At 70.0% G+C, this 25,595-nt stretch carries 24 protein-coding genes, 2 tRNA genes and 1 pseudogene; 13 read left to right on the top strand and 14 right to left on the bottom strand.

Going from position 1 to position 25,595, the window contains the following annotated elements; genetic code table 11:
• Positions 1-135 precede the first annotated feature (135 nt).
• Complete coding sequence (locus ACFSL4_RS05140) at positions 136-1,590, top strand: hypothetical protein (RefSeq protein WP_381078972.1); 1,455 nt, start codon at positions 136-138, stop codon at positions 1,588-1,590.
• 341 nt (positions 1,591-1,931) lie between these two features.
• Here the strand turns inward: ACFSL4_RS05140 and ACFSL4_RS05135 are convergent, their stop codons facing one another.
• Positions 1,932-3,590: a serine/threonine-protein kinase gene (locus ACFSL4_RS05135; protein WP_381078970.1), complete on the bottom strand. Its 1,659-nt coding sequence runs from the start codon at positions 3,588-3,590 to the stop codon at positions 1,932-1,934.
• 93 nt (positions 3,591-3,683) lie between these two features.
• Positions 3,684-4,232, bottom strand: coding sequence for a helix-turn-helix domain-containing protein (locus ACFSL4_RS05130; protein WP_381078968.1), 549 nt, complete (start codon positions 4,230-4,232; stop codon positions 3,684-3,686).
• A gap of 181 nt (positions 4,233-4,413) precedes the next feature.
• Between ACFSL4_RS05130 and ACFSL4_RS05125 the strand changes: the two genes are divergently transcribed.
• Positions 4,414-4,486 (top strand) — tRNA-Ala (locus ACFSL4_RS05125).
• 452 nt (positions 4,487-4,938) lie between these two features.
• On the opposite strand, the gene ACFSL4_RS05120 is transcribed toward ACFSL4_RS05125, so the two are convergent.
• Positions 4,939-5,640 (bottom strand): DUF5324 family protein, encoded by a 702-nt coding sequence (locus ACFSL4_RS05120; protein WP_381078966.1) that lies wholly within the window; start codon positions 5,638-5,640, stop codon positions 4,939-4,941.
• A 285-nt stretch (positions 5,641-5,925) separates the two neighbouring features.
• Between ACFSL4_RS05120 and ACFSL4_RS05115 the strand changes: the two genes are divergently transcribed.
• Together ACFSL4_RS05115 and ACFSL4_RS05110 are read left to right on the top strand one after the other, a co-directional pair.
• A complete protein-coding gene (locus ACFSL4_RS05115) occupies positions 5,926-6,459 on the top strand; it encodes a peptidylprolyl isomerase (RefSeq protein WP_381078964.1) in 534 nt (177 codons plus the stop codon).
• Between the two features lie 111 nt (positions 6,460-6,570).
• A complete protein-coding gene (locus ACFSL4_RS05110; protein ID WP_381078962.1) occupies positions 6,571-7,485 on the top strand; it encodes a rhomboid family intramembrane serine protease in 915 nt (304 codons plus the stop codon).
• A 304-nt stretch (positions 7,486-7,789) separates the two neighbouring features.
• Here the strand turns inward: ACFSL4_RS05110 and crgA are convergent, their stop codons facing one another.
• Complete coding sequence (gene crgA, locus ACFSL4_RS05105; RefSeq protein ID WP_381078960.1) at positions 7,790-8,044, bottom strand: cell division protein CrgA; 255 nt, start codon at positions 8,042-8,044, stop codon at positions 7,790-7,792.
• A 142-nt stretch (positions 8,045-8,186) separates the two neighbouring features.
• Here crgA and ACFSL4_RS05100 point away from each other — a divergent pair, with 142 nt between their 5' ends.
• The 6 genes from ACFSL4_RS05100 to ACFSL4_RS05075 are packed head-to-tail and all read left to right on the top strand — an operon-like array spanning position 8,187 to position 12,647.
• Entirely contained in the window at positions 8,187-8,990 is an 804-nt protein-coding gene (locus ACFSL4_RS05100) for a DUF881 domain-containing protein (protein ID WP_381078958.1), read from the top strand.
• 37 nt (positions 8,991-9,027) lie between these two features.
• On the top strand, positions 9,028-9,714 hold the full coding sequence (locus ACFSL4_RS05095) for a class E sortase (RefSeq protein ID WP_381078956.1): 687 nt from the start codon (positions 9,028-9,030) through the stop codon (positions 9,712-9,714).
• Between the two features lie 52 nt (positions 9,715-9,766).
• A complete protein-coding gene (locus ACFSL4_RS05090) occupies positions 9,767-9,928 on the top strand; it encodes a hypothetical protein (RefSeq protein WP_381078954.1) in 162 nt (53 codons plus the stop codon).
• The gene (locus tag ACFSL4_RS05085; protein WP_381078952.1) at positions 9,925-10,563 is read left to right on the top strand and encodes an aminodeoxychorismate/anthranilate synthase component II; all 639 of its coding nucleotides are present in this window, start codon (positions 9,925-9,927) and stop codon (positions 10,561-10,563) included. The genes ACFSL4_RS05090 and ACFSL4_RS05085 overlap by 4 nt, the downstream gene beginning before the upstream one ends.
• Positions 10,560-11,840, top strand: a complete 1,281-nt coding sequence (locus ACFSL4_RS05080; RefSeq protein ID WP_381078950.1) for a class E sortase — start codon at positions 10,560-10,562, stop codon at positions 11,838-11,840. Before ACFSL4_RS05085 ends, ACFSL4_RS05080 begins: the two co-directional genes overlap by 4 nt.
• 45 nt (positions 11,841-11,885) lie before the next feature.
• Positions 11,886-12,647: a class E sortase gene (locus tag ACFSL4_RS05075; protein WP_381078948.1), complete on the top strand. Its 762-nt coding sequence runs from the start codon at positions 11,886-11,888 to the stop codon at positions 12,645-12,647.
• Between the two features lie 145 nt (positions 12,648-12,792).
• On the opposite strand, the gene ACFSL4_RS05070 is transcribed toward ACFSL4_RS05075, so the two are convergent.
• The 7 genes from ACFSL4_RS05070 to ACFSL4_RS05040 form a co-directional block, all read right to left on the bottom strand.
• Positions 12,793-13,338 carry a hypothetical protein gene (locus ACFSL4_RS05070; RefSeq protein ID WP_381078946.1) on the bottom strand — a complete coding sequence of 182 codons (546 nt, stop codon included), beginning with the start codon at positions 13,336-13,338 and terminating at the stop codon, positions 12,793-12,795.
• A 133-nt stretch (positions 13,339-13,471) separates the two neighbouring features.
• Positions 13,472-15,463, bottom strand: coding sequence for a Stk1 family PASTA domain-containing Ser/Thr kinase (gene pknB / locus ACFSL4_RS05065; RefSeq protein WP_381078944.1), 1,992 nt, complete (start codon positions 15,461-15,463; stop codon positions 13,472-13,474).
• Between the two features lie 170 nt (positions 15,464-15,633).
• Positions 15,634-17,121 carry a peptidoglycan D,D-transpeptidase FtsI family protein gene (locus ACFSL4_RS05060; RefSeq protein ID WP_381078942.1) on the bottom strand — a complete coding sequence of 496 codons (1,488 nt, stop codon included), beginning with the start codon at positions 17,119-17,121 and terminating at the stop codon, positions 15,634-15,636.
• Positions 17,118-18,563: an FtsW/RodA/SpoVE family cell cycle protein gene (locus ACFSL4_RS05055; RefSeq protein WP_381078940.1), complete on the bottom strand. Its 1,446-nt coding sequence runs from the start codon at positions 18,561-18,563 to the stop codon at positions 17,118-17,120. The genes ACFSL4_RS05060 and ACFSL4_RS05055 overlap by 4 nt, the downstream gene beginning before the upstream one ends.
• A 27-nt stretch (positions 18,564-18,590) precedes the next feature.
• Complete coding sequence (locus tag ACFSL4_RS05050) at positions 18,591-20,129, bottom strand: Stp1/IreP family PP2C-type Ser/Thr phosphatase (RefSeq protein WP_381078938.1); 1,539 nt, start codon at positions 20,127-20,129, stop codon at positions 18,591-18,593.
• A 120-nt stretch (positions 20,130-20,249) separates the two neighbouring features.
• Positions 20,250-20,762, bottom strand: coding sequence for an FHA domain-containing protein FhaB/FipA (locus ACFSL4_RS05045; protein ID WP_381078936.1), 513 nt, complete (start codon positions 20,760-20,762; stop codon positions 20,250-20,252).
• Positions 20,763-20,772: 10 nt separating this feature from the next.
• Positions 20,773-21,618 carry an FhaA domain-containing protein gene (locus tag ACFSL4_RS05040; protein ID WP_381078934.1) on the bottom strand — a complete coding sequence of 282 codons (846 nt, stop codon included), beginning with the start codon at positions 21,616-21,618 and terminating at the stop codon, positions 20,773-20,775.
• A gap of 639 nt (positions 21,619-22,257) precedes the next feature.
• Here ACFSL4_RS05040 and ACFSL4_RS05035 point away from each other — a divergent pair.
• Positions 22,258-22,344 (top strand) — tRNA-Leu (locus ACFSL4_RS05035).
• A gap of 209 nt (positions 22,345-22,553) precedes the next feature.
• On the opposite strand, the gene ACFSL4_RS05030 is transcribed toward ACFSL4_RS05035, so the two are convergent.
• The 3 genes and pseudogenes from ACFSL4_RS05030 to ACFSL4_RS05020 form a co-directional block, all read right to left on the bottom strand.
• The gene (locus tag ACFSL4_RS05030) at positions 22,554-23,075 is read right to left on the bottom strand and encodes a hypothetical protein (RefSeq protein ID WP_381079057.1); all 522 of its coding nucleotides are present in this window, start codon (positions 23,073-23,075) and stop codon (positions 22,554-22,556) included.
• Positions 23,038-23,727, bottom strand: a pseudogene (locus ACFSL4_RS05025) (MFS transporter); the annotation flags it as partial. The gene ACFSL4_RS05030 and the pseudogene ACFSL4_RS05025, both read right to left, overlap by 38 nt.
• A gap of 33 nt (positions 23,728-23,760) precedes the next feature.
• A complete protein-coding gene (locus tag ACFSL4_RS05020; RefSeq protein ID WP_381078932.1) occupies positions 23,761-24,354 on the bottom strand; it encodes an ArsR/SmtB family transcription factor in 594 nt (197 codons plus the stop codon).
• Between the two features lie 197 nt (positions 24,355-24,551).
• On the opposite strand from ACFSL4_RS05020, the gene ACFSL4_RS05015 reads away from it, so the two are divergent.
• Both ACFSL4_RS05015 and ACFSL4_RS05010 read left to right on the top strand, forming a co-directional pair.
• Complete coding sequence (locus ACFSL4_RS05015; RefSeq protein ID WP_381078930.1) at positions 24,552-24,950, top strand: type II toxin-antitoxin system RelE/ParE family toxin; 399 nt, start codon at positions 24,552-24,554, stop codon at positions 24,948-24,950.
• Entirely contained in the window at positions 24,947-25,252 is a 306-nt protein-coding gene (locus ACFSL4_RS05010) for a helix-turn-helix domain-containing protein (RefSeq protein ID WP_155056486.1), read from the top strand. The genes ACFSL4_RS05015 and ACFSL4_RS05010 overlap by 4 nt, the downstream gene beginning before the upstream one ends.
• The last annotated feature ends 343 nt before the right edge of the window (positions 25,253-25,595 follow it).

Below are 25,595 nucleotides of genomic sequence, written 5' to 3'. Positions count from 1 at the left end.
GCAATGGAGCGCGCCCCCTGCCCGGTGTCCTGGGGAGGCCGTTTCGGCCGCTCGTACGCAATGCGCGGGTGCCGACGTGTCGTGCGGTGCAGGATGGGCGACGGTCCGGGCAGCGCAGGACGGGGGTGGCGGGTGATGAGGCGGCGCACGGAGCCTGGTTGCGGGGCGCTCCGGCGCGGCCGCACGCCGGCACGCGCGGCGGTCGCCCTGTGCACGGCGGTGCTCGGCGTGAGCGTGGCGCTCCCCGCGCGGGCCGCCACGGTCGCCATGCCTGGGGCCGCCGCGCCGGCCCCGTACGCGTTCGACCCCGGCGCCCGGACGGTCGCGGGCGCCACCGGCACCGCGGGCGCCGTACGCCTGGACCCCGGGCGTACCTACAGGAGCAGCCTGCCCGCCGACGGCAAGCGCTACTACCGACTCGACCTCGACGCCACCGCCACCGCCTATGTCTCCGCGACGGCCGTCCCCGGTGCGGGCGCGGCGGTCTCCTCCTCCGACGGTCTCAAGGTGTCCGTCCAGGACGCCGACGGCACCCTGTGCTCCTCGGGAACCACCCACGTCGGCCCCACCCAGAGCCCGCACCCCATCGCCGCGTGGGCGGCCCGGGAGACCGGTCCGGGCACCTATGTGTGCCGACGGGCGGGGGTGTACTACGTGGTCGTCGAACAGCGCGACCTGTCCGCCCCCGCGTCCGGCGACTGGGACCTGGAGCTGGACTACGTGTCCGAACCCGCCCTGCGGCAGCCGGGCCGGACGGTCCCGCCCGGCGCATGGAACTCGGCGGCACCGCAGCCCCTCGCGGGTGACGCGACACGGCGCGAGGGCGGAGCCGGCTTCGCCACGGCGAGCGCCCTCGGGCAGGGCGTCTGGCAGGACGCGATACGGCCGGGGCAGACCCTCTTCTACAAGGTGCCCGTCGACTGGGGCCGGCAACTGTCCGCCACCGCCGAACTGGGCGGCTCCACCGGAGGCTCCGGCTATGTGGGCACCGCCATGGTCATGTCGCTGTACAACCCGGTCCGCGCGCACGTCGACGACGCCGACGCCGGTTACAGCGGCGCCCGGGCATCGGCCGCGCTCGATCCACTGCCGCCCGTCGAGTACGCCAACCGCCACGCCGTCGGCAGCAGGGCGAGCGGGATGCGGTTCGCCGGCTGGTACTACCTCGCGGTGCACCTCGGCGCACCGGTCGCGGACAGGTTCGGGCAGGGGCCGTTCACGCTGACGCTGCGCGTGCGGCTGAGCGGGACTCCGGCGTCCGGTCCGGCCTACGCGGGACGGCCGTCACCTCGGGACGTGTTCGAGGTGACGGCGGCGGACCGCCAGGAGGCGGAGGCCGGGGCGGAGGCCGGGGCGGAGGAGGGAGGCGGCGGGGGAGACCGCGCCGTCGGCACCGGGGGCGCCGTGCCGCGGGCCGACGGCGACGGGGGCGGCGGAAGCGGGAGCCGGAGCGAAGGCGGGGGACGGGACAGCCGCGCGATGAAGCTGGTCGCCGTGGGCGGCATCGGCACCGGGAGCGTCCTGGTCCTGGGGCTCGCGCTGTGGACCCTGGCCGCCCGGCGGCATGTGCGCGGCGGCCGGGCCGGATGACGACCTGGCGGGCGGCGCGGGCCGGGGCGCGTGAGCCGGGCGAGGAGGCGAGAGGGGCCGGGTGGCCGCCACCAGACGCTTGCCCAGCGCTCCATCCTTCAGGGTGGAGGTGTGGGTCATCCTGCCTGTAGCGCCCCGAAGGGTCGCGGCAGCACGACTGGAAGCGCCCGGTCCGACAACCGAGTTGCCAAACCCAGCGTCGGACGGGCGGGAAGTCAGGCCTGCTGAGGCCGTGTGAGACCGCCCCTCACCGGACGGCAGTGGCCCGTGAAACAGGAACGCGAGGTGGTACCGCGGAGCGGTGCGGACCGGAATCTCCCGCCCTCGGGCAGGAGAGGGCGTCAAAGCCGTGCGAGGGCCCAGAACCCCACCGCGAAGCACACGAGCGCGGCGAGCAGGACCGGCACGGCGACCTTCGCAGGGGGCCCCGGCCGGCGTGCGGTGGGTCGCCTGTGGTGCCGTGTGATCTGCCGCGGCTGTGTGGGGGCGTACGGGGACGGGACGGGGTACGCGGCGTGGACGGACTGCGGCAGCGCCGCGCCGAGGACCGCGGGCGGGACGGGGGAGGACGAGGACACCCGCGGGGGCTCGTGACGCGGGACGGCGGAGGCAACCGTGGGCACCGCCGGTGCCGTGGGAGCGGGGGCCGGGGCCACGGCCCCGGCGGACGGGGCGGGCGGCTGCCCGGGCGGGCCCTGCAGGGCACCCAGCGCCTCACGCGGCAGCGGCGGCGGAAGATGGAAGCTCCCCGTGTCCGACATGGCCGACGGCTGCCGGGCCGGCGCCGGATCGACGGCGGGCCTGGGCGGTACGGCGGGAGGCGTGGAGTCCGGCCGCACCGCGCTGGGCGCAGGGCCGGGCGCCGCCCCGGACGTGCTGTCGCCGGTGCCGGTGCCAGTGCCGGAGGCAGAGGCGGCCGGGGCGGTCGTGGGCCGTGGCGGTATCGGCCCGGTCGTGGGCCGTGCCGGTCCGCCGTCCGTCCCGGAGCCGTGGGTGTGCGGCGGCTGCGGCTGCGGCGCGGAACCCGCGTCGGCGGACGCCGTCACCGGCCGGACGGACGGGTCGCCCGGCGCGCGGAGCGGGGCCGCAGCCGATCCGTTCGTCACTCCCGATGCCGTACGCAGCGGTCCCTCGGGGCCGAACCCGGCGGGGAGCGGACCGAGTTGGTCGAAGATCTCCACCTGCTCGTCATCGGGTCCGGGCTCGGGCAGCAGCTCCGCGGCCGCGGCGAGGGCCTTGCGCGCGCCCGTGGCGGTGCGGAACCGCGCGGCCGGGTCCGGCTGCAGCAGCGTCGCCACGACCTCCCACAGGGGCCCGGGAATCCCGCGGGGCGGCCCCGGCGTGCCGTTGGCCGTGAAGTGCGCGACGAGCGCCTTGGCGTCCGGCTTGGCGCCCTCCAGAAGGTAGAGCGCGACCAGGCCCACGGCGAACAGATCTGCCGTGAAGTCCGGGTCCGCGCCCATCAGCTGCTCGGGGGCCAGATAGCCGGGTGTCCCCACCACGTAGTCGGTCTCGGTCAGCCGCGGCTCGCCCAGGCGCATGGCGATGCCGAAGTCCGACAGCCGCAGCCGGGGGCGGGCGGTGCCGGTGGCCTCGAGGAGCACGTTGGCGGGCTTGATGTCGCGGTGCACGACCCCCTCCGCGTGCACGGCGGCGAGCCCGGACAGCAGCTGGTCCAGCAGCACGCAGACGAAGCGCGCCGGCAGCGGGCCGTAGTCCCCGACGAGATGGACCAGCGAGCCCCCGGTGACCAGGTCCATGGTGAACAGGACCTTGTCGTCGTCCGCGGCCCAGCTGGCGGGCGCGAGCACATGGGGGTGGTCGATCCGCAGCGCCTGCTCGCGCACGAACCGCAGCAGCGCGTGCGCGTCGCTCTGCTGCAGGACCTTGGCGGCCACATAGCGCCGCCGCCGGTGGTCCCAGGCGCGCCAGACCGCACCGACTCCCCCGCGCCCGATGGGATCGACCAGTTCGTACCGCCCGGCGAAGACCTCACCCATGGTCGTGCGTCGCTCCCCCTTCCGGCCTCCGGACGGTGCCGGGTACCCCCGCGCACCCCCGGCGCGGGAGTCCCCGGCGGCCGGGGCGTCGGCTCAGCTCTGGTGGGACTGGTAGTGGGCGACGGCGTCGGAGGTACGGCCGGCGCCGTACACCCGGAGGAACTCTGCCAGCTCCGGGTGGGTCGGGGCGAGGGTGTCCGCGGCCTCGATGATGTCGCCCGCCGCCGCCACCGAGCGCAGCAGGGACTGGATCTCGCGCACCACCCGCTTGACCGTCGGGGCACCCGAACTGCTCGTCGACTGCGTGGCGTTGCTCAGCACGGAACCCCCCTGCGACTTCCTGATCTCGTCCATCCGCTCGGTCGCCTCCGCGGCGCTCACGCTGCCGTCCGCGACCTGCCCCGCCAGATCCTGCAGCAGCTGCACCCGCTGGACCACCGCGGGATTGCCGATCTTGGCACGCTGACCACTCATCAGCTGCGACAGCATGGGAGCGGACAGCCCCAGCACCCCCGCGAGACGAGCCTGGTTGAGACCCAGATCGTCGATGAGCCTACGGAACAACGCCCCCAACGGCTCCCCGTACCAGTTCCGCTGCAGCTCCCGCGCTCTTGCGGTGGCTTCCTGCTGTGCGGCGTCCATTGCGTCTCCCCATCGCTTCCCCAACTACCGTGGTTCGCTGTAGCGAACCACGACGAGCATCTTACGGAGAGTGGTCGTCCACGGGGACCCCCCAACTTTTTGCGAGATACCGGGGGTGACCCGCTACGCTGGTGCGCAGCGCCCGCCGGTCCGCTTTCCGTCGGCCGGTCGCGCCTTTCTCGGGGCCTTAGCTCAGTTGGTAGAGCGCTGTCTTTGCATGGCAGATGTCAGGGGTTCGACTCCCCTAGGCTCCACATCCCGGACCGGTCAGGTGCCCCTCGCGGCGGCTGACCGGTTTCTTGTTGCGCGGTGACCCGAGTCACACAAAGGATTTGCAGTCATTGCATTCTTTTGTGCAAATGGCCGTCGGTGCCGGGCCTCCCGGGGTCCCCGGCCGGGCGGTCGCCGGGGCGGCCGGGCGGTCTGTCGCGGGGTGAGCGGCCTTGTGTGCACGGGGGTGGCCGCAGATGCGTAGCCGAATGAATGCCTTACGTCACCGAAGTCTCCATGGAACGTGCACACGAGGGGCGTTGCAAACGTCATCGGGAGGAGAACGCGTGAACGCTTCCGCACCTTCCGGACGGCTCCGTGCGCGAAAACCGCCGTGGGGCGGGAGACCCGAAGGCCGCCCGCCCCACGGCTGGTCTCACGCTCCACGGCACCGCAGGACCCGCGCCGGGCGTAGCGGGCGAGGGTCCGGTGAGGTTCAGCGGCGGTCGTCGTGCTCGGTGGGATCGTCCTCGGTCTGCTTCGACTGCACCTCGGGGTCGAGATCGCTCGGTCCGCTGCCGTCCACCGAGGTGAGGCGGTCGCTCTGCGAGGTCTCCGTGGCGGCGGGCGGCTCCACCAGCCAGTCGGGGTTCGCCTGCCTGTCCCACCACTTCCAGGCGGCGAAGGCGCCGGCGCTCAGGACGCCCATCAGCGCCAGCCCCTTGGCGCCGCGCCGGCACCGGGCCCGCCGCTCCTGCCGGCGCACCAGCCTGCGGACCTGCTGCGGCGAGACCTGGCCGCGCAGTGCGGCCAGCGCCGCGGCACCGCGGGCCACCGCCTCGTCGCGGGCCGGACCGGCCGTGGCGATCGCCTGCTCGATTCTCGGGCGGGAGTAATCGGCCGCCTGGCGGGCGGCCTTGCGGGTGTAGAGGGCGGCTTCGTGAGCGGCCTGGTCCACCCTGGGCGGCACATGGGTGCGGGCCTGCTCCAGGCGCGGCGCGAGATGGGCGCCGTACTGGACGCGGGCCTGCTCGGCGGCCTGCGTCATCTTCGGCGCGAGACGGACGCGTGCTTCGTGCGCATAGTGCGCCGCCTTGTCCTTGGCCGTGTCGGCGTAGGGCGCCACCACTTCCGCGGCGTGCAGCACGCTGTCCTTCGCCGAGCCCGTCGCGGCGCGCACGCTGTCGATGCGGGTCACGGGTTCCTCCTCCTGGGTGGCGTACGTATTTCGACTTTCCAGCCTTTTACGGATCATGCCTCCCCAACACCTCCTGAGCATGCGAGGGAGGGCATCCGGGTCATTCGGCTCAAAAGGGGCCACCATGGTCCGCGCGTCCACGGCGGCCGTCCGGCCGCTTTGGCCACATCACTGGTCCACCAAGGGAACACTCCGTGCATGTCGGGCCAGAGGTGGCGGCCGGACGACCCACAGGGCGTACCGTGCGAGGATCGGGGGGTCACAGAGGACAACGGAAGGCAGATCGTGGCTGAGCAGCTTTACGCCACCCTGAAGACCAACCACGGCGACATCCAGGTCCGGCTGCTGCCGAACCATGCGCCCAAGACGGTCCGTAACTTCGTCGCGCTCGCCCAGGGCGAGCGCGAGTGGACGCACCCCGCGACCGGTGAGAAGTCCACCAAGAAGCTCTACGACGGCACGGTCTTCCACCGGGTGATCAGCGGTTTCATGATCCAGGGCGGTGACCCGCTGGGCAACGGCACCGGTGGTCCGGGATACCAGTTCGAGGACGAATTCCACCCGGACCTCGCCTTCGACAAGCCGTACCTGCTGGCCATGGCCAACGCCGGCCCGGGCACCAACGGCTCCCAGTTCTTCATCACGGTCGCGCCCACGGCCTGGCTGAACCGCAAGCACACCATCTTCGGCGAGGTCGCCGACGCGGCCAGCCAGAAGGTCGTGGACTCCATCGCCACCGCCCAGACCAACCCGCGCACGGACCGCCCGGTCAACGACGTGGTCATCGAGTCGGTCGTCGTCGAGACCCGCCAGGGCTGAGTCCGAGGGCACACCGCACGAGGGAACAACCGCACGAGGGAACAAAAGCGCCCCGCCCATCCGTCCAAGGAAGGGCGGGGCACCCCGTCGTACGGAGAGGTGAGGGACCCGATGGACCAGGCGCCAGGCAGCCCGCAGGGCCCGCAGAACCGAGAATCGCACGCAGCCCCGGAACTGCCGGTCTGCTACCGGCACCCGGACCGGGAGAGCGGCATCCGCTGCACACGCTGCGAGCGTCCCATCTGCCCGGAGTGCATGGTCAGCGCCTCGGTCGGCTTCCAGTGCCCGGAGTGCGTCCGCAGCGGTTCCGGCACCGGACACGCCCCGGGGGCCTCCCGGCCCCGTACGCTCGCCGGCGGCACCATCACCCAGGACCCGCGTCTGGTCACCAAGGTGCTGATCGGCCTCAACCTGGCTCTCTTCCTGGTCCAGCGGTCGGTCGGCGATCGGTTCACCGAGTGGTTCGACCTTCTCGGCCAGGCGTACGTCCCGCTGCTCGGCTCCGTCGAGGGCGTCGCACAGGGCCAGTGGTACCGGCTGCTGACGGCGATGTTCCTGCACGGCAGCTACATCCACATCCTGTTCAACATGCTGAGCCTGTGGTGGATCGGCGGCCCGCTGGAGGCGGCCCTGGGCCGTGCCCGCTATCTCGCGCTCTATTTCACCTCCGGGCTCGCCGGCGGCGCGCTCACCTATCTGATCGCCGCGCCCAACCAGCCCTCGCTCGGCGCCTCCGGCGCGATCTTCGGGCTCTTCGGCGCCATGGCGGTGCTCATGCGGCGCCTCAACTACGACATGCGCCCCGTGATCGCCCTGCTGGTGATCAACCTGATCTTCACCTTCAACCCGGCGTTCAACATCGCCTGGCAGGCCCATATCGGCGGACTCGTGGCCGGCGTCGTGGTCGGGTACGCCATGGTCCACGCCCCGCGGAAGCGGCGGGCCCTCGTGCAGTACGGAACATGCGCACTGGTGCTGGCCGTCGTGGTGTTGATGACGCTGCTGAGAACCGCCCAGCTCACCTGAGCGGCGGACAGGCACAGGTCGTAGCCCGAGGTTGTACCCAGCGTTGTCCACAGTCAGTGGCGGATCTTGTGCATGTAGTGGGGAACACGCGCGCCCCCTGTCACCGACCGGAGTTTTCCCAGGTCAGGCAGGGGGCGAACGGGTTTGCGAAGCTGGGTGGATCTGTCATACCGGCGTCAATGCTCGATGGGTTATCCACAGATCGTCGTTCTTTTTCCACTGGTCGCAAGCTCTGTGTACAGAGCTGTGGATAACTCGGCGCAGGCCGCGGCCGGCGCCGGAGGGGAACCCGGTGGAGCGGGAGCTACTTCCACTGAGTGGACACGCCGAATCCCGCCGCGATGAACCCGAAGCCCACCACGATGTTCCAGTTGCGCAGCGCGTGGATCGGCAGCGAGCCGTCGGTCACGTAGAAGATGACGATCCAGGCGAGACCGATGATGAACATGGCCAGCATCACCGGCGCCACCCAGCCGCGGCTCTGCAGCTTGAGGTTCGTCGCCTGCTTCGACGGCGGCGGCGTGTAGTCGGCCTTCTTGCGGATACGTGACTTCGGCACGAGGGTCTCTCCTGTCGATGCGCTGCGTGGCCGCGCAGGGATCTGGGGCGGGCTCCGGGCGAGCGTACAAGGGGATACTGAGTGCTCCCCCGGGCGTCCGTTAGCGTAGTGCTTCCGTGGCGCCGAAGGAGATAAGGGTACGTTGAGCAATACGGCCGACTCCCCCCAGGAGGGTTCCCGTCCCCCGCAGACGGGGTCCACGCCCTCCCGACCGCACGGTGTGCGGCCCGTGCGGGTCCTCACCGTCGGAGTCTTCGCGCTCGCCGGGCTCCTCTTCATCACCAGTTTCAACACGGCCAAGGGCACCAACATCCGCACGGACTCCTCGCTGCTGAAGCTCTCGGACCTCATCCACGACCGCAGCCACAAGAACGCCCGGCTCGACGAGTCCAACGCCGCCCTGCGCAACGACGTCGAGGCCCTCGCCAAGCGCACCGCCGGCGGCACCAGCGAGGCCGACCAGGCGCGGCTCACGGCGCTGGAGAAGAACGCAGGTACCCGCAAACTCACCGGCAAGGCCGTCACGGTCACCCTTAACGACGCCCCGCCCAACGCGACCGCCAAGCTCCCCGGCTACCCGGAGCCGCAGCCCGACTACCTGGTCATCCACCAGCAGGACCTGCAGGCCGTGGTGAACGCCCTGTGGCAGGGCGGCGCCCAGGGCATCAAGGTGATGGACCAGCGGCTGATCTCCACCAGCGCCGTGCGCTGCGTCGGCAACACCCTGATCCTCCAGGGCCGGGTCTACTCGCCCCCGTACAAGATCACCGCGATAGGCAACCCGGACAGGCTCCAGAAGGCACTCGCCGACTCGCCCGCGATCCAGAACTACATGGTGTACGTCAACGTCTACGGTCTCGGCTGGAAAGTCGCCGAGAACGGGACGGTGACTCTTCCCGGCTACTCGGGCACAGTGGATCTGCATTACGCGAAGCCTGTGGAGTAGGGCCCGGGAACGGCTGCCGCTGGGGGAACCTGTGTCGGTGCGTGTGATCGTCAGGACCGTCAGTGAACTGTGCATCACCCTCGGCGCCCTCATCGTTCTGTTCGTCGTCTACGTGCTCTTCTGGACGGGCGTGAAGGCGGACGGCGCCATGAACGACCAGATCGACCGGCTGCAGCGGCAGTGGGCGGCGGCAACGGTGCGCCAGGCCGCCGCGCCCGGGAGCCCGGCGAGCCCGAAGCGGCCGGCGCCGTACGCGCCGGGCAGGCCCTTCGCCGTGATGTACATCCCACGGCTCGGTTTCACGTGGAACAAGCCCGTGCTCGAGGACACCGCCGTGGGCACCCTCAAGAAGGGCCTCGGTCACTACAAGGGCACCGCCCGGCTCGGCCAGGAGGGCAACTTCGCGGTCGCCGGTCACCGGCGCACCTACGGCGACCCCTTCAAGGACTTCCCCGGGCTGCGCCCCGGCGACGCGGTCGTCCTCACCGACGGAAGCACCTGGTTCACGTATCGGATCGACAAAGGGCCCTACAAAACCGTGCCGACGGACGTCGAGGTGATCGACCCTGTGCCACGTAAGTCCGGGTATACGCGTCCGGGCCGCTATCTGACGCTGACGACGTGCGATCCCGAGTGGGGGCACAGTCACCGGCTGATCGTCTGGGCGCATCTCGATTCCACACAGCCTGTGGAGGCAGGGAAACCGGCGGCCCTCCGCCGTTAGTCTGGTGGCGTACGGCGAGAGTCTGGTGCCGTGGTGAGACGGAAGGGACGGCATGTACGGCTGGATCTGGCGGCATCTGCCGGGAAACGTATGGGTGAAGGCGCTGATGTCCGTCGTGCTGGCGCTGGCCGTGGTCTACGTCCTGTTCCAGTACGTCTTCCCGTGGGCCGAACCACTGCTGCCCTTCAACGATGTGACGGTGGACAACCAGTGAGCGCGCGCATTCTCGTCGTCGACAACTACGACAGCTTCGTCTTCAACCTGGTCCAGTACCTGTACCAGCTGGGCGCGGAGTGCGAGGTGCTGCGCAACGACGAGGTGGCTCCCGAGCACGTTCAGGACGGCTTCGACGGTGTGCTGCTGTCCCCGGGCCCCGGCACCCCTGAGGAGGCCGGCGTCTGCGTCGACATGGTGCGCCACTGCGCCGCGACCGGTGTGCCCGTCTTCGGGGTCTGCCTGGGCATGCAGTCGATGCAGGTGGCCTACGGCGGCGTCGTCGACCGCGCGCCGGAGCTGCTGCACGGCAAGACCTCGCTGGTCGAGCACGAGGGCAGGGGCGTCTTCGCGGACCTGCCCTCCCCGTTCACCGCGACCCGCTACCACTCGCTCGCCGCAGAGCCGGACACCGTGCCCGCCGAGCTGGAGGTCACGGCGCGGACGCACGACGGGATCATCATGGGGCTGCGGCACCGTGAACTTCCGGTCGAGGGCGTGCAGTTCCACCCCGAGTCGGTGCTCACCGAGCATGGTCACCGGATGCTGGCCAACTGGCTGGCGGAGTGCGGTGACCAGGAGGCCGTGGCGAGGTCGGCGGGGCTCGCCCCGGTGGTGGGCAGGGCCACGGCGTGACCGCGCTGCGTCCCGAGCGCGAGAGCGGTGCCGCCTACGGCGACGCCGCGGAACACGGGTCCCCGTACGGGCAGCAGTCCTACGACGGATCCGGCGCGTGGCAGGGGCAGGGGCAGGGAGAGGGGTGGTCCGGTCACCCCGCCCACACCGCGGGAGCACCCGTGGGACAAGGGCAGCGGGCGCCCCAGCCGGCGTACGACGCCACGGCGGTGCTCCCCCCGTACCAGGAACCCGCGGCCGCCCCCTCGTACGGGGGAGCCGCGGCCGCCGTGTCGTACGGCGTGGCGGCTCCCGGCGCGCCGGCTCCCGGCGTGGCGGCCCGTGCCGACGGCCCCGTCCCCGTGGTCCCGGCCGCTCCCCAGGACAGCGAGACGGTCGCGCTGCGCGCCGCGGACATCGAGGAGGCCCGTCGGGCCGCGGACCGTGTGGGGGAGCCCGTCCCGTCGCCCGGCGGCCGTGCCGCGCGACGCAAGGCGGCCAAGCGGCAGGGCGGAGGGCACGGGCGGCACGGAGGCGGCCCGCAGACGCCCGAGAAGCCCGCCAGGGCGGCTGGAGAGGCGCCCCTGTCCCGTGTGGAGGCCCGGCGGGCCGCGCGGGCGCAGAAACCCGGTGCGGCGGTCATCGCGAGCCGTCTGGTCGGCGAGCTGTTCATCACGACCGGTGTGCTGATGCTGCTGTTCGTGACGTACCAGCTGTGGTGGTCGAATGTGCGGGCCCACCAGGAGGCGGGCAGCGCCGCCAGGCACCTCCAGCAGGACTGGGCGAGCGGCAAACGCGAACCGGGGGTGTTCGCGCCCGGCCAGGGCTTCGCCATAATCCACATCCCGAAGCTGGACGTGGTCGCCCCGATCGCCGAGGGCACCAGCAAGACCGACGTGCTCGACAAGGGCATGGTCGGGCACTACGGCGAAGGCGGCCTCAAGACGGCGATGCCGGACGCGAAGACGGGCAACTTCGGGCTCGCGGGGCACCGGAACACGCACGGAGAGCCGTTCCGGTACATCAACCGCCTCCAGAAGGGCGACGCGATCGTGGTGGAGACGCAGGACGCGTACTACGTCTACAGAATGACCTCCATCCTTCCGGTGACGTCGCCGTCGAACACGAGTGTTCTCGACCCCATCCCGAAGGGCTCGGGTTTCACCACGCCGGGCCGCTACATCACCCTCACCACCTGCACGCCGGAGTTCACCAGCAAGTACCGGCTCATCGTCTGGGGCAAGATGGTCGAGGTACGGCCGCGCAGCAAGGGCAAGCCGGACGCGCTCATTTCGTAGGGCACGCGGAGCCGTGAGGCACGTGGAACAGACAGGGCAGATGCAGTGGGACTGACGACCGACCGGGACGAGCGGACCGCCGCGCCGTCGCCGGGCTCCGACTCCCGGTCCGGGCGGCGGCGCCGCGGGCGCGGCCGGATCGCGCTGGCCGTCAGCGTCTTCGGGGAACTTCTCATCACGGCCGGACTGGTGCTCGGGCTGTTCGTCGTCTACTCGCTGTGGTGGACGAACGTCATCGCGGACCGCAAGGCGCACCAGGAGGGCGACAGGGTGCGCGACCACTGGGCGGCCGAGCCGGACAGCGGGCCGGGCGCGCTGGACACCAAGGACGGCATCGGCTTCCTGCACGTGCCCGCCATGGACAACGGCGAGGTCCTGGTGGAGAAGGGCACGTCGACGAAGGTCCTCAACGACGGTGTGGCCGGCTACTACACGGACCCCGTCAAGGCGACCCTGCCGACGACGGGCAAGACCGGCAACTTCACGCTGGCCGCGCACCGGGACGGGCACGGGGCGAAGTTCCACAACATCGACAAGCTGAAGAAGGGCGACCCGATCGTCTTCGAGACGAAGGACGACTGGTACGTCTACAAGGTCTTCGCCATCCTCCCGCAGACGTCGAAGTACAACGTGAAGGTCCTCACCGCCGTCCCGAAGGAGGCGGGCGTGAAGAAGCCGGGCCACTACATCACCCTGACGACCTGCACCCCCGTCTACACCTCGGAGTACCGCTACATCGTGTGGGGCGAGCTCGTACGGGTCGACGGCGTGGACGCAGCGCGGACTCCGCCGAAGGAGCTGCGCTGAGGAGGATGCCGAGGGCCCGAAGCCGCAACTTCCTCTTGCGGCTTCCGGCCCCTGTGTTTGCCGTGCCCAGTGAAGGATCTTGAGGCGCACTCCGGTGCGGTGCTCCATGCTTCCAGCTCGTCGCGGCTCACTGGGACGGTGCCGCTCAGACGGGCGATCGCCCGCGCATCGTGGGTGAAGTGGCAGGCGGCGACGAAGAGGGCGACGTCCGCCGGATCGACGGCGCGTGCGGCGCCGGCGAACTTCTGCCTGTCGGAGCTCTACACGCACTGCCGGCCGGTGCGCTTCTCGCACTGGACGGCCACCGTGCGTCCGTCGGCCGTACGGCGGTGATGTCGATGCCGCGGTCGCCCTGGGCCTGACGTACGACGACCTTGGTGCAGCCGCCGCGCTCCAGCGGATCGGCGACGTGGCGTTGGCATGCCTGCCAGGTCATGTCCCTGATGGACGCGCTGACCTCGTTCGTGGGCGCCTCACCCTCCAGCGCGCTGAGCCGCTGGTGGTGCCAGCAGGGCCTGCGCTCGACGTTCTGGATGTCCTCGCGGAGAGAGGTCGGCTCTCGGCGGTGCTCTCCGGAGCTCTGGATCAGGGCGTTGAACATGGGGACGACGGTCTTGCCGAGGATGTGCGCGACGCGTTGACCGATGCGGTCGTCGAGAGGGACCGGGTGGGTGCGAGCGGGGTTTTCCACAGGCCGTGTGCGGTCGATGACCGGAGATTCGATCGGGTTGCGAAAGGCCGGTGTTGTGTGCCGGGGCCGCCACGAATGAGCCCCGGCGGCCCTTTTGGGGTGCCGGGGCTCTGCTTGCTCGTGATGGGTGGGGTCAGCCGCTCGCTCCGCCGAAGAAGTTGGTCCCGCCGTTCCCGCCGTTGCCGCCGCCCCCGGCCGTGACCAGGTTCACCGGGGTGCCCTGGTTGACCGTGGTGCCCTGAGGTGGATTCGACGTGAAGACGATGGCGTTGTCGTCCTGGGAGCCGGTGATGTTGCCGACCTGCAGTCCCACCTGCTCCAGCATCTTCCTGGCGTCCTTCAGCCGCTGGTTCTGGATGTTCGGGACCTGGACCTGGGTGTTCTGGGCCTGCTTGCCGATCTGGATGGTGACCGTGGAGCCCTTCTTGACCTGGCTGCCCTTCGGCGGCGAGGTCTGGATGACCTTGCCGAACTGGTTCGGGTCGTTGGTGTCCACCTCGGTGCAGTTGCCGGTCAGGTTGCTGGCCTGCATCTGCTGCTTGGCGGCGTCACAGGTCTGGTTCGTGACGTCCGGGACCGTGACCGTCTCCGGTGCCTTGGCGACGGTGAGGGTGATCGTGGAGCCCTTCTCCACCTTCTTGCCGAACCCCGGGTCCGTCTCCAGCACCGTGCCCGGTTCCTGCGCGGACTCCCTGGTCCTTCTCTCGACCTTGAACCGGTAGTCGTCGCCTTCGAGCTTCGTCGTGGCGTCGTCGACGTTCTGGCCGACGACGTCCGGCACCGTCACCTTCGGGGCGCCCGTCGACACCACCAGGTTGACCGTGGAGCCCTTGTCGACCGTGGTGTTGGGGGTCGGGTCCTGGGTGCAGATGTTGCCCTGCTTCTGGTTGTCGCAGGGCTTGCTGGTGAAGGACAGCTTGAGTTCGGCGTTGGTCGCCTGCTGCTGGGCGTCGCTCTTCGTCTGGCCGACGAAGTTGGGCACGGCGACGGTGTCGTTGCCCACGCCGCCGCCGCTGAAGATCCACTTGCCGATGAGGATGGCGCCGACCAGCACCAGCACACCGGCCACGACCAGCAGGATCGTCGAGGTGTTCGTCTTCTTCTGGCGGCGGCGGTCCGGGCGGTCGTCGTAGCCGTAGCCGCCGTCGTCCGGGTTCATCGGCGGCAGCATCGTGGTCGCGCCGACACCGGCCGGGCCGCCGCCCGCGTGCAGGGCCGTCGTGGGCTGGTCGTCGGGGTAGGCCCCGTAGCCGACCGAGCCCATGGCCGCCGTGGCCGCGACGGGCTGGCCGTCGAGGCACGCCTCGATGTCGGCGCGCATCTCGTCGGCGGTCTGGTAGCGGTAGTCGGGGTCCTTGACCAGCGCCCTGAGCACGATCGCGTCCATCTCGGGCGTGATCTCGGGGTCGAAGACGCTCGGGGGCTGGGGCTCCTCACGGACGTGCTGGTAGGCGACGGCCACGGGGGAGTCCCCGACGAACGGGGGCCGGACCGTCAGCAGCTCGTAGAGCAGGCAACCCGTCGAATACAGGTCCGACCGGGAGTCGACCTGCTCGCCCTTCGCCTGCTCCGGCGAGAGGTACTGAGCCGTGCCGATGACCGCCGCCGTCTGCGTCATGGTCATGCCAGCGTCACCCATGGCGCGGGCGATGCCGAAGTCCATGACCTTGACCTGGCCGTTGCGCGTCAGCATGACGTTCGCCGGCTTGATGTCACGGTGGACGATGCCGTTGCGGTGGGCGTACTCCAGGCCCTGGAGGATGCCGATGGTCATCTCCATGGCCCGCTCGGGCAGCAGCTTGCGGCCGCTGTGAAGAAGCTCACGGAGCGTGGAGCCGTCGACGTACTCCATCACGATGTACGGGATCGAGACCCCGTCGATGTAGTCCTCGCCGGTGTCGTACACCGCGACGATCGCGGGATGGTTCAGCGAGGCGGCCGACTGGGCCTCCCGGCGGAACCGGGCCTGGAAGGTGGGGTCGCGTGCGAGGTCCGCGCGCAGCGTCTTCACCGCCACGGTGCGGCCGAGCCGGGTGTCATGTGCCAGATAGACCTCGGCCATGCCACCACGGCCGAGCACCTGGCCCAGCTCGTACCGGCCGCCGAGGCGACGCGGCTCTTCCATAGCTTCCTACCAGCCCTCTCCGTCGGTCCCGACCACACCCGCGTGTGGTCCGGCGGTGTGCTGTCCGGGCATACGGTACCCGGCTCGCTTTGTGTGACCTGGCCACATCCGCCACCCGATACAGGACCGGTATCACACCGTGCACTGATGTGAAGGGGGCGTGACAGGGGTCACTTCCTGCTGTTGATGACCGCCTCCATGACCTTCTTCGCGATCGGGGCGGCGAGACCGCCACCCGAGATGTCGTCACGGTTGGCGCTCTCGTCCTCGACCACCACGGCCACGGCGACCGGCGAGCTGCCGTCGGCGAGCTTGGCGTAGGAGATGAACCAGGCGTACGGCTTCTCGCTGTTGTTCAGGCCGTGCTGGGCGGTACCGGTCTTGCCTCCCACGGTGACGCCGGGGATCTGCGCGTTGGTACCCGTGCCCTTCTCGACGACCGTCTCCATCATCGACTGCAGGATCTGCGCGTTCTGCTCCGACAGCGGCCGGCTCAGCTCCTCCGGCTGGGTCTGCGAGACCACGTCCAGGCTGGGTGCCTGCAGCTTGTCCACCATGTACGGCTTCATCAGCTTGCCGTCGTTGGCGACCGCCGAGGCGACCATGGCCATCTGCAGCGGCGTCGCGGCGGTCTCGTACTGCCCGATCGAGCTGAGCGCGGTCGACGGCCGGTTCATCTCCTTGGGGAAGTTGGAGGCGACGGCGCGCACCGGCGTGAACTGCTCGGAGTCGAAGCCGAACTTCTTCGCCTCCTCCAGCATCTTGTCCTTGCCGAGGTCGACGCCGATCTTGCCGAAGACGGTGTTGCAGGAGTACTGCAGCGCGACCCGCATGCTCGCGTCCTTGCAGGGGATGTTGCCCTCGTTCTTCAGCGGGGTCGTGGTGTCCGGGAGGGTGTACGGCAGCGGCGAGTCGGTCTTCTGGTCCGCGCTCGTGTAGAGCCCGTTCTCCAGGGCGGCCGCCGCCGTGACCACCTTGAAGGTGGAGCCCGGCGGGTAGGTCTCGCGCAGTGCCCGGTTCAGCATCGGATCATCCGGGTTGTTCTTCTTCTGCAGACTCGTCCACGCCTTGGAGTCGACCGAGGTGGAGTTGCCCGCGAACGACGACGGGTCGTAGGAGGGGTAGGAGGCCAGCGCCAGGATCGCGCCGGTCCCCGGGTCGAGTGCCACCGCGGCGCCCTTGCCGCCGACCTTCTTCAGGCCGTCGTAGGCGGCCTTCTGCGCGGCCCCGTTGAGCGTGGTGACGACGTTGCCGCCCGCCTTCTCCTTGCCGGTCAGCATGTCGAGGGTGTTGCGGAAGAACAGCCGGTCGTCGGTGCCGGTGAGGATGCCGTCCTCGATCGACTCCAACTGGGTCGCGCCGAACGCCTGCGAGGCGAAGCCGGTGACCGGCGCCCACATCGGGCCGTTCTTGTAGGTGCGCTTGTAGGCGAAGTCGTTGAGGCTGTCGGTGGGGGTCTTCTTGGACCCGGTGATCGGTTCGCCGTCGACGACGATGTCGCCGCGCGGCGTGGAGTACCGCGCGATCAGCACACGGCGGTTGCTCGGGTCGGTGCGCAGCGTGTCGGCCTGGACGTACTGGAGCCAGTTGTCGCGGATGAGGAGCGCGAGGACGAGGAGCCCGCAGAAGATCGCAATCCGGCGCAGGGGCTTGTTCACGGGCGGACCACCTGGGTCATCTCGGCGTCGGGGTTCGGGGCGGGAGACGGGGCGGGGCGGCGCGCGGTGTCGCTGATCCGGATCAGGACGCCGATCAGGGCCCAGTTGGCGATGACCGAGGAGCCACCGGAGGCCAGGAAGGGCATCGTCATACCGGTCAGCGGGATGAGTCCCATGACGCCGCCGGCCACCACGAAGACCTGGAGCGCGAAGGCGCCGGACAGGCCGACGGCGAGCAGTTTGCCGAACGGGTCGCGGGCGGCGAGGGCGGTGCGCACGCCGCGCTCCACGACCAGGGCGTAGATGAGCAGGATCGCCATGATGCCGGCCAGGCCCAGCTCCTCGCCGAAGGTGGCGAGGATGAAGTCGGAGTTGGCGGCGAACCGGATGAGGTCGGAGTGGCCCTGGCCCAGGCCGGTGCCGAGGGTGCCGCCGGACCCGAAGGCCCACAGCGCCTGCATCGCCTGTTCGGAGTGGATGGTGCCGTCGTTGGTCCCGGCGCGGCTGAGCTGGTACTCGCGCATCGGGTCGAGCCATGCCTGCACACGCGTCTGGATGTGCGGTTCGAAGCTGGCCACGCCGACGGCGCCCACCGCGGACATCAGCAGACCGAAGACGATCCAGCTGGTGCGCTCGGTGGCCACGTACAGCATGATCACGAACATGCCGAAGAACAGCAGGGAGGTACCGAGGTCGGTCTCGAAGACCAGGATGAGGATCGAGATCGCCCAGACGACGAGGATCGGGCCGAGGTCGCGGCCGCGCGGCAGGTACAGCCCCATGAAGCGGCGGCTGGCGAGCGCCAGCGCGTCCCGCTTCACCATCAGGTAGCCGGCGAAGAAGATCGCCAGCACGATCTTCGCGAACTCACCGGGCTGGATGGAGAATCCGGCGACCGAGATCCAGATCTTCGCGCCGTAGATGTCGGCGCCCAGGCCGGGGACCAGCGGCAGCAGCAGCAGGAGCAGCGCGCCGACCATGGAGATGTACGTGTAGCGCTGCAGGGTCCGGTGGTCCTTGAGGAAGATCAGCACCATCACGAACAGCGCGATGCCCAGCGCCGTGTACATCAGCTGGCGCGGTGCCGCTCCGCCGGCCTGGTTGATGGACTGCAGCAGCTTCGACTGGTCGAGGCGCCAGATGATCACGAGCCCGAGCCCGTTCAGCAGCGTGGCCAGCGGCAGCAGCAGGGGGTCGGCGTACGGGGCGAACTTCCGTACGACGAGATGGCCCACACCGGCCAGCAGGCCGAGCCCGAGGCCGTAGCTGAGCAGGCCGGGCGGCACCGTCTTGTTGATGGCGAGACCCACGTTGGCGTAGGCGAACACCGGGATGACGACCGCGAACACCAGCAACGCCAGTTCGGTGTTGCGGCGACTCGGTGTGCCGATCGAGCCGATCGTGGATGTGTGATGTGTCGTCGCGTTCGTACTGCTGCTCATGGTGTGACAGGGCCCCTCACGGCTTGCTTACTGCTTACCGCACAGTGAGACGACCTTCTGCTCTTCCTCCGAGAGGGTGGGGCCGGGTGTGGGAGTTGGTGCGGTCTGGGTCTTGCTCGGCGATGCCGACGAGCTCGGTTTCGGCGTCGATGTGGCGTTGGACGTCCCAGAGGGGGCTGTGGTTCCCGTCGTGCCTCCGGCCTCCTCCTCGCCGGCTCTGGCGTTGTTCTCGCTCTCGGCGGCGCGGCGCTGGGAGTCCTTCTTGCACGCGGACGCCTGCACGGCCAGCTCGGAGATCTTCGACTCGGCCGCCTGGAGACCGCCCTCGGTGATGGTCGCCCTGAGCTGCTTCTGCTGGTACGGCGGCAGGTACTTGAGTTCGATCTCGGGGTGGTCCTTCTCCACCTCGGACAGCGACACCCAGGCCAGGTCCTGGCTGATGCCGCGGTACAGCGCGACATGCCCGCCGTTCGCGCCGACGTAGTACTGCGTCTGCGTCCACCGGTAGGCGCCGTAGCACCCTCCGCCGACGACGGCGAGCGCCAGGACGGTGTAGAAGGACCGCTTGAGCCACCTGCGGCCCTTCTTCGGCTTGACGAAGTCGTCGTCGGTGTAGGCGCCGAAGCTGCCCGCCGGGGCGTAGCCGGTGGTGTCGCCGCTGCCGGGCGGGCCGAACTCGCCCCCGCCGCCCTGTCCGTGGCTCTGGCCCTGGCGGCCGAGGCCGGCCGCGCGGCCCGCGGGCGTCTGCATGATGCCGTTGTCGTGCAGGTGGTGCTGGTTCTCGGCGACCGCGCCCACCACGACCGGGGTGTCGGAGAGCTGCCCGGCGAGGGTGTCGCCGGTGTCCAGGTCGAGGACGTCGGCCACGATGACCGTGATGTTGTCCGGGCCGCCGCCGCGCAGCGCGAGCTGGATCAGCTCCTGCACGGTCTCCTGCGGGCCCTGGTAGCTGGCGAGGGTCTCCTCCATCGTCTGGTGGGAGACGACCCCGGACAGTCCGTCGGAGCAGATCAGGTACCGGTCGCCGGCGCGCACCTCGCGGATGGACAGATCGGGTTCGACGTGGTCGCCGCTGCCGAGCGCGCGCATCAGGAGGGACCGCTGCGGATGGGTCGTGGCCTCCTCCTCGGTGATACGGCCCTCGTCGACGAGCCGCTGCACCCAGGTGTGGTCCTGTGTGATCTGGGTCAGGACGCCGTCGCGCAGCAGGTAGGCGCGGGAGTCGCCGACGTGTACCAGGCCGAGCCGCTGACCGGTCCACAACAGGGCGGTCAGGGTGGTTCCCATGCCCTCGAGCTGGGGGTCCTCCTCGACCATGGAGCGCAGCTGGTCGTTGGCGCGCTGCACGGCGGTACCGAGCGAGGTGAGGATGTCGGAGCCGGGGATGTCGTCGTCGAGCGCGACGATGGTGGAGATCACCTCGGAGGAGGCGACCTCGCCGGCGGCCTGGCCGCCCATGCCGTCGGCGATCGCGAGCAGGCGCGGCCCGGCGTAGCCCGAGTCCTCGTTGCCCTCACGGATCATGCCTTTGTGCGATCCGGCGGCGAAGCGCAGTGACAGACTCATGCGCACCTCGCCCGTCGGCTCCGGGTACATCCGCACGGTGCCCACCCTCCGGTCGGGAGCGCGCCGGGGCCCGTCGTGTGGGCCGCCGCTGCGTGCTCGCTCCGCTGGCTCATTGTCGTACTACTTCCGCAGCTCGATGACGGTCTTGCCGATGCGGATCGGCGCGCCCAGCGGAATCGGCGTGGGGGTCGTCAGCCGCGTCCGGTCGAGATACGTGCCGTTGGTGGACCCGAGGTCTTCGACGATCCACTGGCCGTCCCGGTCGGGGTAGATCCTGGCGTGCCGGCTGGAGGCGTAGTCGTCGTCCAGCACGATCGTGCTGTCGTGTGCGCGGCCGAGCGTGATGGTCTGGCCCTGCAGTGCCACCGTCGTGCCCGTCAGGGAGCCCTCCGAGACGACCAGTTTGGTGGGGGCGCCGCGGCGCTGGCGGCCGCCGGCCGGCTGCTGGCGCTGCTGCGGGGGTGTCGCCTGCCGGGCGGCCTGCTGCGGCCGTCCACCGTCCCGGCGCGAGCCGCGCTGTGTGACGCGCGTACCGAACAGGTCGCTGCGGATGACCTGCACGGCCACGATCACGAACAGCCACAGTACGGCCAGGAAACCCAGCCGCATGACCGTGAGGGTCAGCTCTGACATTGCCCCCGCTTCACCCTTCGGCTTGCCGGTAAATGATGGTGGTGCTGCCCACGACGATCCGCGAGCCGTCGCGGAGCGTAGCGCGGGTGGTGTGCTGTCCGTCCACCACGATGCCGTTGGTGGACCCGAGATCCTGGATCGTCGAGGGCGTTCCGGTCCGGATCTCACAGTGCCGGCGGGAGACGCCGGGGTCGTCGATCCGCACGTCGGCGTCGGTGCTGCGGCCCAGCACCAGCGTCGGGCGGGAGATCTGATGGCGGGTGCCGTTGATCTCGATCCAGTAGCGGGTGCGCCCGCCGCCCATCGGGGCGGCCGCGGGCCGCTGCGCGGCGGGCTGCGGGTAGCCGTAGCCGCCGGGGCGCGCGCCGGGCGGCGGCGCGGACGGCATGGGAGGAGCCCCCCCCGGGCCGGCGGGCGGGTAGCCGTAGCCGCCGGGGCCCTGCCGCCCGGCCGGGGAGGAGGTGGGCGCCTGCTGGTTGGTGGAGGAGGCGAGCGTACGGCTGCGCACCCGGTACAGGCCGGTGTCGAGGTCGTTCGCCTTCTCCAGGTGGACGCGGATGGGGCCCATGAAGGTGTAGCGCTGCTGCTTGGCGTAGTCGCGCACCATGCCGGCGAGCTCGTCTCCGAGCTGGCCGGAGTAGGGGCTGAGGCGCTCGTAGTCCGGCGCGCTCAGCTCCACGATGAAGTCGTTGGGGACGACCGTCCGGTCGCGGTTCCAGATGGTCGCGTTGTTGTCGCACTCCCGCTGGAGCGCACCGGCGATCTCCACGGGCTGGACCTCGGATTTGAACACTTTGGCGAAGGTGCCGTTGACCAGACCTTCGAGACGCTGCTCGAAACGCTTCAGGACTCCCATGGGGCACCTCCTCCGTCGTTGCCGTCCTGCGTACTGCTTACCTGGTACTGCTTACTGATCGTATCCACGCGCCGGAAAATCGGCTGGTTCCCCCTGTCGGCCCCGTCGACGGGTGTCGACGCCTCCGGAAGTTCCCTCCGGAGGACCCCTTCGAACTCCTCCTGGACGCAGTCCCCGACCGTTCTCCTGGCATGGATCGTAGAGGTGGCCGAAGACCAGTGTCCCGCACCTGACTGTGCACCTCGTCCGCCTCCTGGAGAGATGGGCGTCACCGGTACGAGGTTGATACGTGGACAGGCACACGTTGAGACGTTCCGCGGCGGGTCCGTGGGGCTTGGGGGCGCCGGGGAGAGGGAGGGGGTGGCTGGAGGAGGCCCGGGGGTGCTGAGGGCGCCGGTTCGGCCGGCACACGGCCCTGGACCGGCTCGGCGGCCCCGGCTCGTCCGGGGCCGGGCTGTCGGGGACGGTGCCCGGGCGGGGGCGGGGTTGCCGCTGGTCGGGCGGAGGGCGGCCGGGGCGGGGCGGGGTGGGGTGGCGGGCGGAAAAGGGATGTGAAGGCACCCTCGCCAGCGTGCTAATGTTCTGGATGTCGGAAGGCGCCGACACCGCAAGGGGGCGACGCCGGAGGACACACCCAATGCGCGGGTGGCGGAATAGGCAGACGCGCTGGATTCAGGTTCCAGTGCCCGCAAGGGCGTGGGGGTTCAACTCCCCCCTCGCGCACCACACACACCACACCACGGAGCATCGACGTTAGGTGCTTCTGAGCAGTGGCGGAACGGTCCTCATCGAGATCACGATGAGGACCGTTCCTTTTTGCTGCGGTAGCTGGGATCAGGATCGGTGGTGCGGGTGCGTGTCTGGTTGTCCCAGGGGTCTGTGGCGCCAGGCTGGGCTGTCCGCTGTGTGATTTTCCGGTCTGTGTGAGGTCTGTCTCACTGGCTGGTGAGGTGGCCTGTGGGGGTCCAGCTGCCGAGCGGTTTGGTCGGTCGGCGGCGGGTAGGCCGTCGGTGCGGTGGGTGGCCGTCGGGCGGGATGGTGGCGAGCCAGCGGTCGATCTTGCGGCGGTTTGCGTGGGCGAGCTGGAAGGCCAGCAGGAGGGTCTGAGCGGCGATGCCGCGGATGCGGCGGGTGCCGGGCTGCTCGATCGCTTCGTGGAGGGGGTCCTTGGCGAAGCCGTTGAAGCCTTCGACGCTGTTGCGGAGCCTGAAATACGTGCGTTGCCAGTCTCCGCCGCCGTAGGGGAGCGTCTGGTGATGCTGGGCTCCTGCTTCGGGCGGGATGGTGATGGACTGCTGGGTGCAGATCTTGGCTGGTCCGGCGGGGCTCGGCTCCGGGTCGGCCAGGGGGAGGCGGGTATCGCGGCCGAGGCTGGAGGTCTTGAGCGGGCACTGGACGCGTCCGGCGGCGGCCGGACAGGTGGCGGCGGATATAGCGCAGGCCGTTGAGCAGGTCATGCCACGCGGTGCCGGGCTCCGGCCGCTCGGCGTCGCGCGCCCCGAGGGACCGTATCCGTATCGTCAGCAGGAGCGGCAGGGACAGTGCGATGAACAGGCCGGCGATGGTGAAGGCGGCGGCAGGTCCACCGAGCCCCATGGCCAGGCCGCCGATCGGCGGGCCCGCGATCTGGCTGAGGCGCATCGACAGCGAGCGCATACCGGTGACCCGGGCCAACTGGTCGGGGCTGGTGATGCGCGGAGGGAGGGCACCGACAGCGGGTACGAACAGCGCGTCCACGGCGCCGAAAACGAGCGCCACCGCGACCAGGATCCACAACGCCGGTGCCGTCAGCGCGATTCCGGCGGCCACCGCCAGGATGAGGAGGCAGCGCAGCGCGTCACTTCCGAGAATCACCCGGCGGGGGTTGAACCGGTCGGCCACCACGCCCCCGCCGAGCATGAGTAACGCTCGTGGTAACGCCCCTGAAGCCATGACGAGGCCGACTTCGGTAGGGCCGGCGGCCTGCTGGGCGGACCAGCCCAGGGCGACGAAGTACACGCTGTCGCCGATGAGGGAGGCGGTGTACGCGGTGAGCCAGCGCAGCACGTTGCCGTCGCGGTGGGCCGGTGTGGTGGCGCGTTCGGGCAGGGCTGTCTCTGCGGTGGCCATGGTGGGCTCCAGTAAGTCGGGAACTCGGCTGTGTCAGGGCCGGAAGGGGAAGCCGTAGAGGTGCACGGACACGTGCTCGCGGTCCTCGATGTCGCCGTCCGCCTTGGCGGCCTTGCCGCGCTCCCGCCAGCGCCGGGCCAACGCCTCAAGTTCGTCGCTCATCTCGGCGAGTTCGGCCGGGGTGAGGTCGAGCAGCCACTCGGAGCTGAAGGACGCGTCGGTCCACGCTTTGCCCCAGGCGGACTTCTGGTCGAGATACGTGCGGTACTGGGCAACGCGGGTGTCAAAGATCCCTCGGGTCACCGCGCCGACGGCGGCGGCGCCCTCCGGGGTGTCAGCGAAGTCCGAGTCGCGGAAGCCCCAGCCCTCCTCGGACGCCACTTGCCACCACCGCTCGCGGCCATCGGTGCCCTCGTCGCTCGCCTGTGTCACGAAGCCGTGCTCGGCCAGCTTGCGCAGGTGGTAACTGACTAGCGACGGCGTCTCGTCGACATGCTCGGCGAGCTGGGAGGCGGTCGCGCTGCCCGCGGCGTACAGCAGCCGGTAGAGCTGCATCCGCAGCGGGGTCATGAACACCCTCAACCGTGACAGGTCGGTGATCTGCTCAGGCTTGTGCTTCGGTCGCATGCACCAACCGTAGGTATGAAGTGAAAACTTCGCAATAACTCCTTCAGAGCTGCGCCTCCGAGGTGGGATAGGTGTGTGACGTCGGCGATCACCTCCGCCGGGCCCGACTGAGGCGTGGTGGCGGCTCTCACTCCAACGTTCCGCAATCGCCGAGGCCACCACTTGCCCGGAATATTAGGTCGTGCTAATTTTTTGTGGTGGCCGAACCCTGTGAGCTGCGGTTCTTTGAAGATGTGCTGGACTGGATCAAGACGCTAGCTAAGGAGGATCCGGACAGCCACCTTCATGTCATAGCCGCTCTGGAACGGCTCCAGGAGGTGGGCCCGGCGCTTCGCCGTCCGACGGTCGGTGCGATCGAGAGAAGCCGCTTCCGGAACATGCGGGAACTGCGTCCGCGCAGCGGCGGGGCGGTGAGCATCCGGATGTTGTTCGTCTTCGACCCCGAACGGCGGGCCATCTTCCTGGTGGCGGGCAACAAGGCGGCCGGGCGGCAGTGGGCAGCCTGGTATCCCAAGGCGATCAAGGAAGCGGACGACAAGTACACGGCCTACCTTGAAGCGCTGGAGCAGGAGAAGAAGGAGGGACAGGGCAGATGAAACTCGGCACCATGGCCGACCTGACGGCCGACATCACCCCCGAGAAGCGCGAGCGCATCGATGCCATCAAGGCGGAGATGGTCGACGCCGAGCGGGGACACGAACTGGCCGCTCTCCGTAAGGCTCAGGGCTTCACGCAGGTCCAGGTCGCCAAGGCCATGGGGGTCACCCAGGGGCGGGTCAGCCAGATCGAGCGGGGCCTTGCCCGCCTGGACACCTCGACCATGGCCGCATATCTGCATGCGATCGGTGGCGAGCTGACCATAACGGCCACGGTAGGAAACCTCTCCGTGAAGCTGTAGGAGACAGAACCACCGCCTGGATGCGGTGACCGGCGGGCGCTTCCTTGCGATGGGAAACGATCTGCGTGAGCGTGGGAAGCGATCAACACCGACTGGGGAATCTGCCCTGGCTGCAGACTTCCGTCGGTGCCCCACCACGATGAAACGGCCGTCATCGGATTCCGGTGACGGCCGTTTCGCTGTAGTGGGCGGCAGGGCCTTGGCGGGCAGAATGTGAGGAACGTCTCAGCCTCGCGGTGCTGACGTGTTCGCGGCTGAGCAGTGCTCAGGTTCCGACTTCCCGGCCCCGGCGGCCGGTTCCCGGCGGCCCGGCCCCGGCCCCGGCCCCGGCCCCGGCCCCGGC

Origin of the sequence: Streptomyces caeni, assembly GCF_042678285.1 — a bacterium.
GTDB lineage: Bacteria > Actinomycetota > Actinomycetes > Streptomycetales > Streptomycetaceae > Streptomyces > Streptomyces caeni.
Note: the sequence above shows the minus strand (reverse complement) of the source record. Positions and strands in the feature narration are given on the sequence as shown.

What these genes read in the sequence shown, in the direction of transcription:
- ACFSL4_RS05140 (WP_381078972.1), top strand. Translation starts at nt 136, where the DNA reads ATGAGGCGGCGCACGGAGCCTGGTTGCGGGGCGCTCCGGCGCGGCCGC.
- ACFSL4_RS05135 (WP_381078970.1), bottom strand. Translation starts at nt 3,590, where the DNA reads ATGGGTGAGGTCTTCGCCGGGCGGTACGAACTGGTCGATCCCATCGGG.
- ACFSL4_RS05010 (WP_155056486.1), top strand. Translation starts at nt 24,947, where the DNA reads ATGAAACTCGGCACCATGGCCGACCTGACGGCCGACATCACCCCCGAG.
- ACFSL4_RS05110 (WP_381078962.1), top strand. Translation starts at nt 6,571, where the DNA reads ATGGACCAGGCGCCAGGCAGCCCGCAGGGCCCGCAGAACCGAGAATCG.
- ACFSL4_RS05090 (WP_381078954.1), top strand. Translation starts at nt 9,767, where the DNA reads ATGTACGGCTGGATCTGGCGGCATCTGCCGGGAAACGTATGGGTGAAG.
- ACFSL4_RS05040 (WP_381078934.1), bottom strand. Translation starts at nt 21,618, where the DNA reads ATGGGAGTCCTGAAGCGTTTCGAGCAGCGTCTCGAAGGTCTGGTCAAC.
- ACFSL4_RS05055 (WP_381078940.1), bottom strand. Translation starts at nt 18,563, where the DNA reads ATGAGCAGCAGTACGAACGCGACGACACATCACACATCCACGATCGGC.
- ACFSL4_RS05050 (WP_381078938.1), bottom strand. Translation starts at nt 20,129, where the DNA reads ATGAGTCTGTCACTGCGCTTCGCCGCCGGATCGCACAAAGGCATGATC.
- ACFSL4_RS05020 (WP_381078932.1), bottom strand. Translation starts at nt 24,354, where the DNA reads ATGCGACCGAAGCACAAGCCTGAGCAGATCACCGACCTGTCACGGTTG.
- ACFSL4_RS05030 (WP_381079057.1), bottom strand. Translation starts at nt 23,075, where the DNA reads ATGACCTGCTCAACGGCCTGCGCTATATCCGCCGCCACCTGTCCGGCC.
- ACFSL4_RS05130 (WP_381078968.1), bottom strand. Translation starts at nt 4,232, where the DNA reads ATGGACGCCGCACAGCAGGAAGCCACCGCAAGAGCGCGGGAGCTGCAG.
- pknB (WP_381078944.1), bottom strand. Translation starts at nt 15,463, where the DNA reads ATGGAAGAGCCGCGTCGCCTCGGCGGCCGGTACGAGCTGGGCCAGGTG.
- ACFSL4_RS05045 (WP_381078936.1), bottom strand. Translation starts at nt 20,762, where the DNA reads ATGTCAGAGCTGACCCTCACGGTCATGCGGCTGGGTTTCCTGGCCGTA.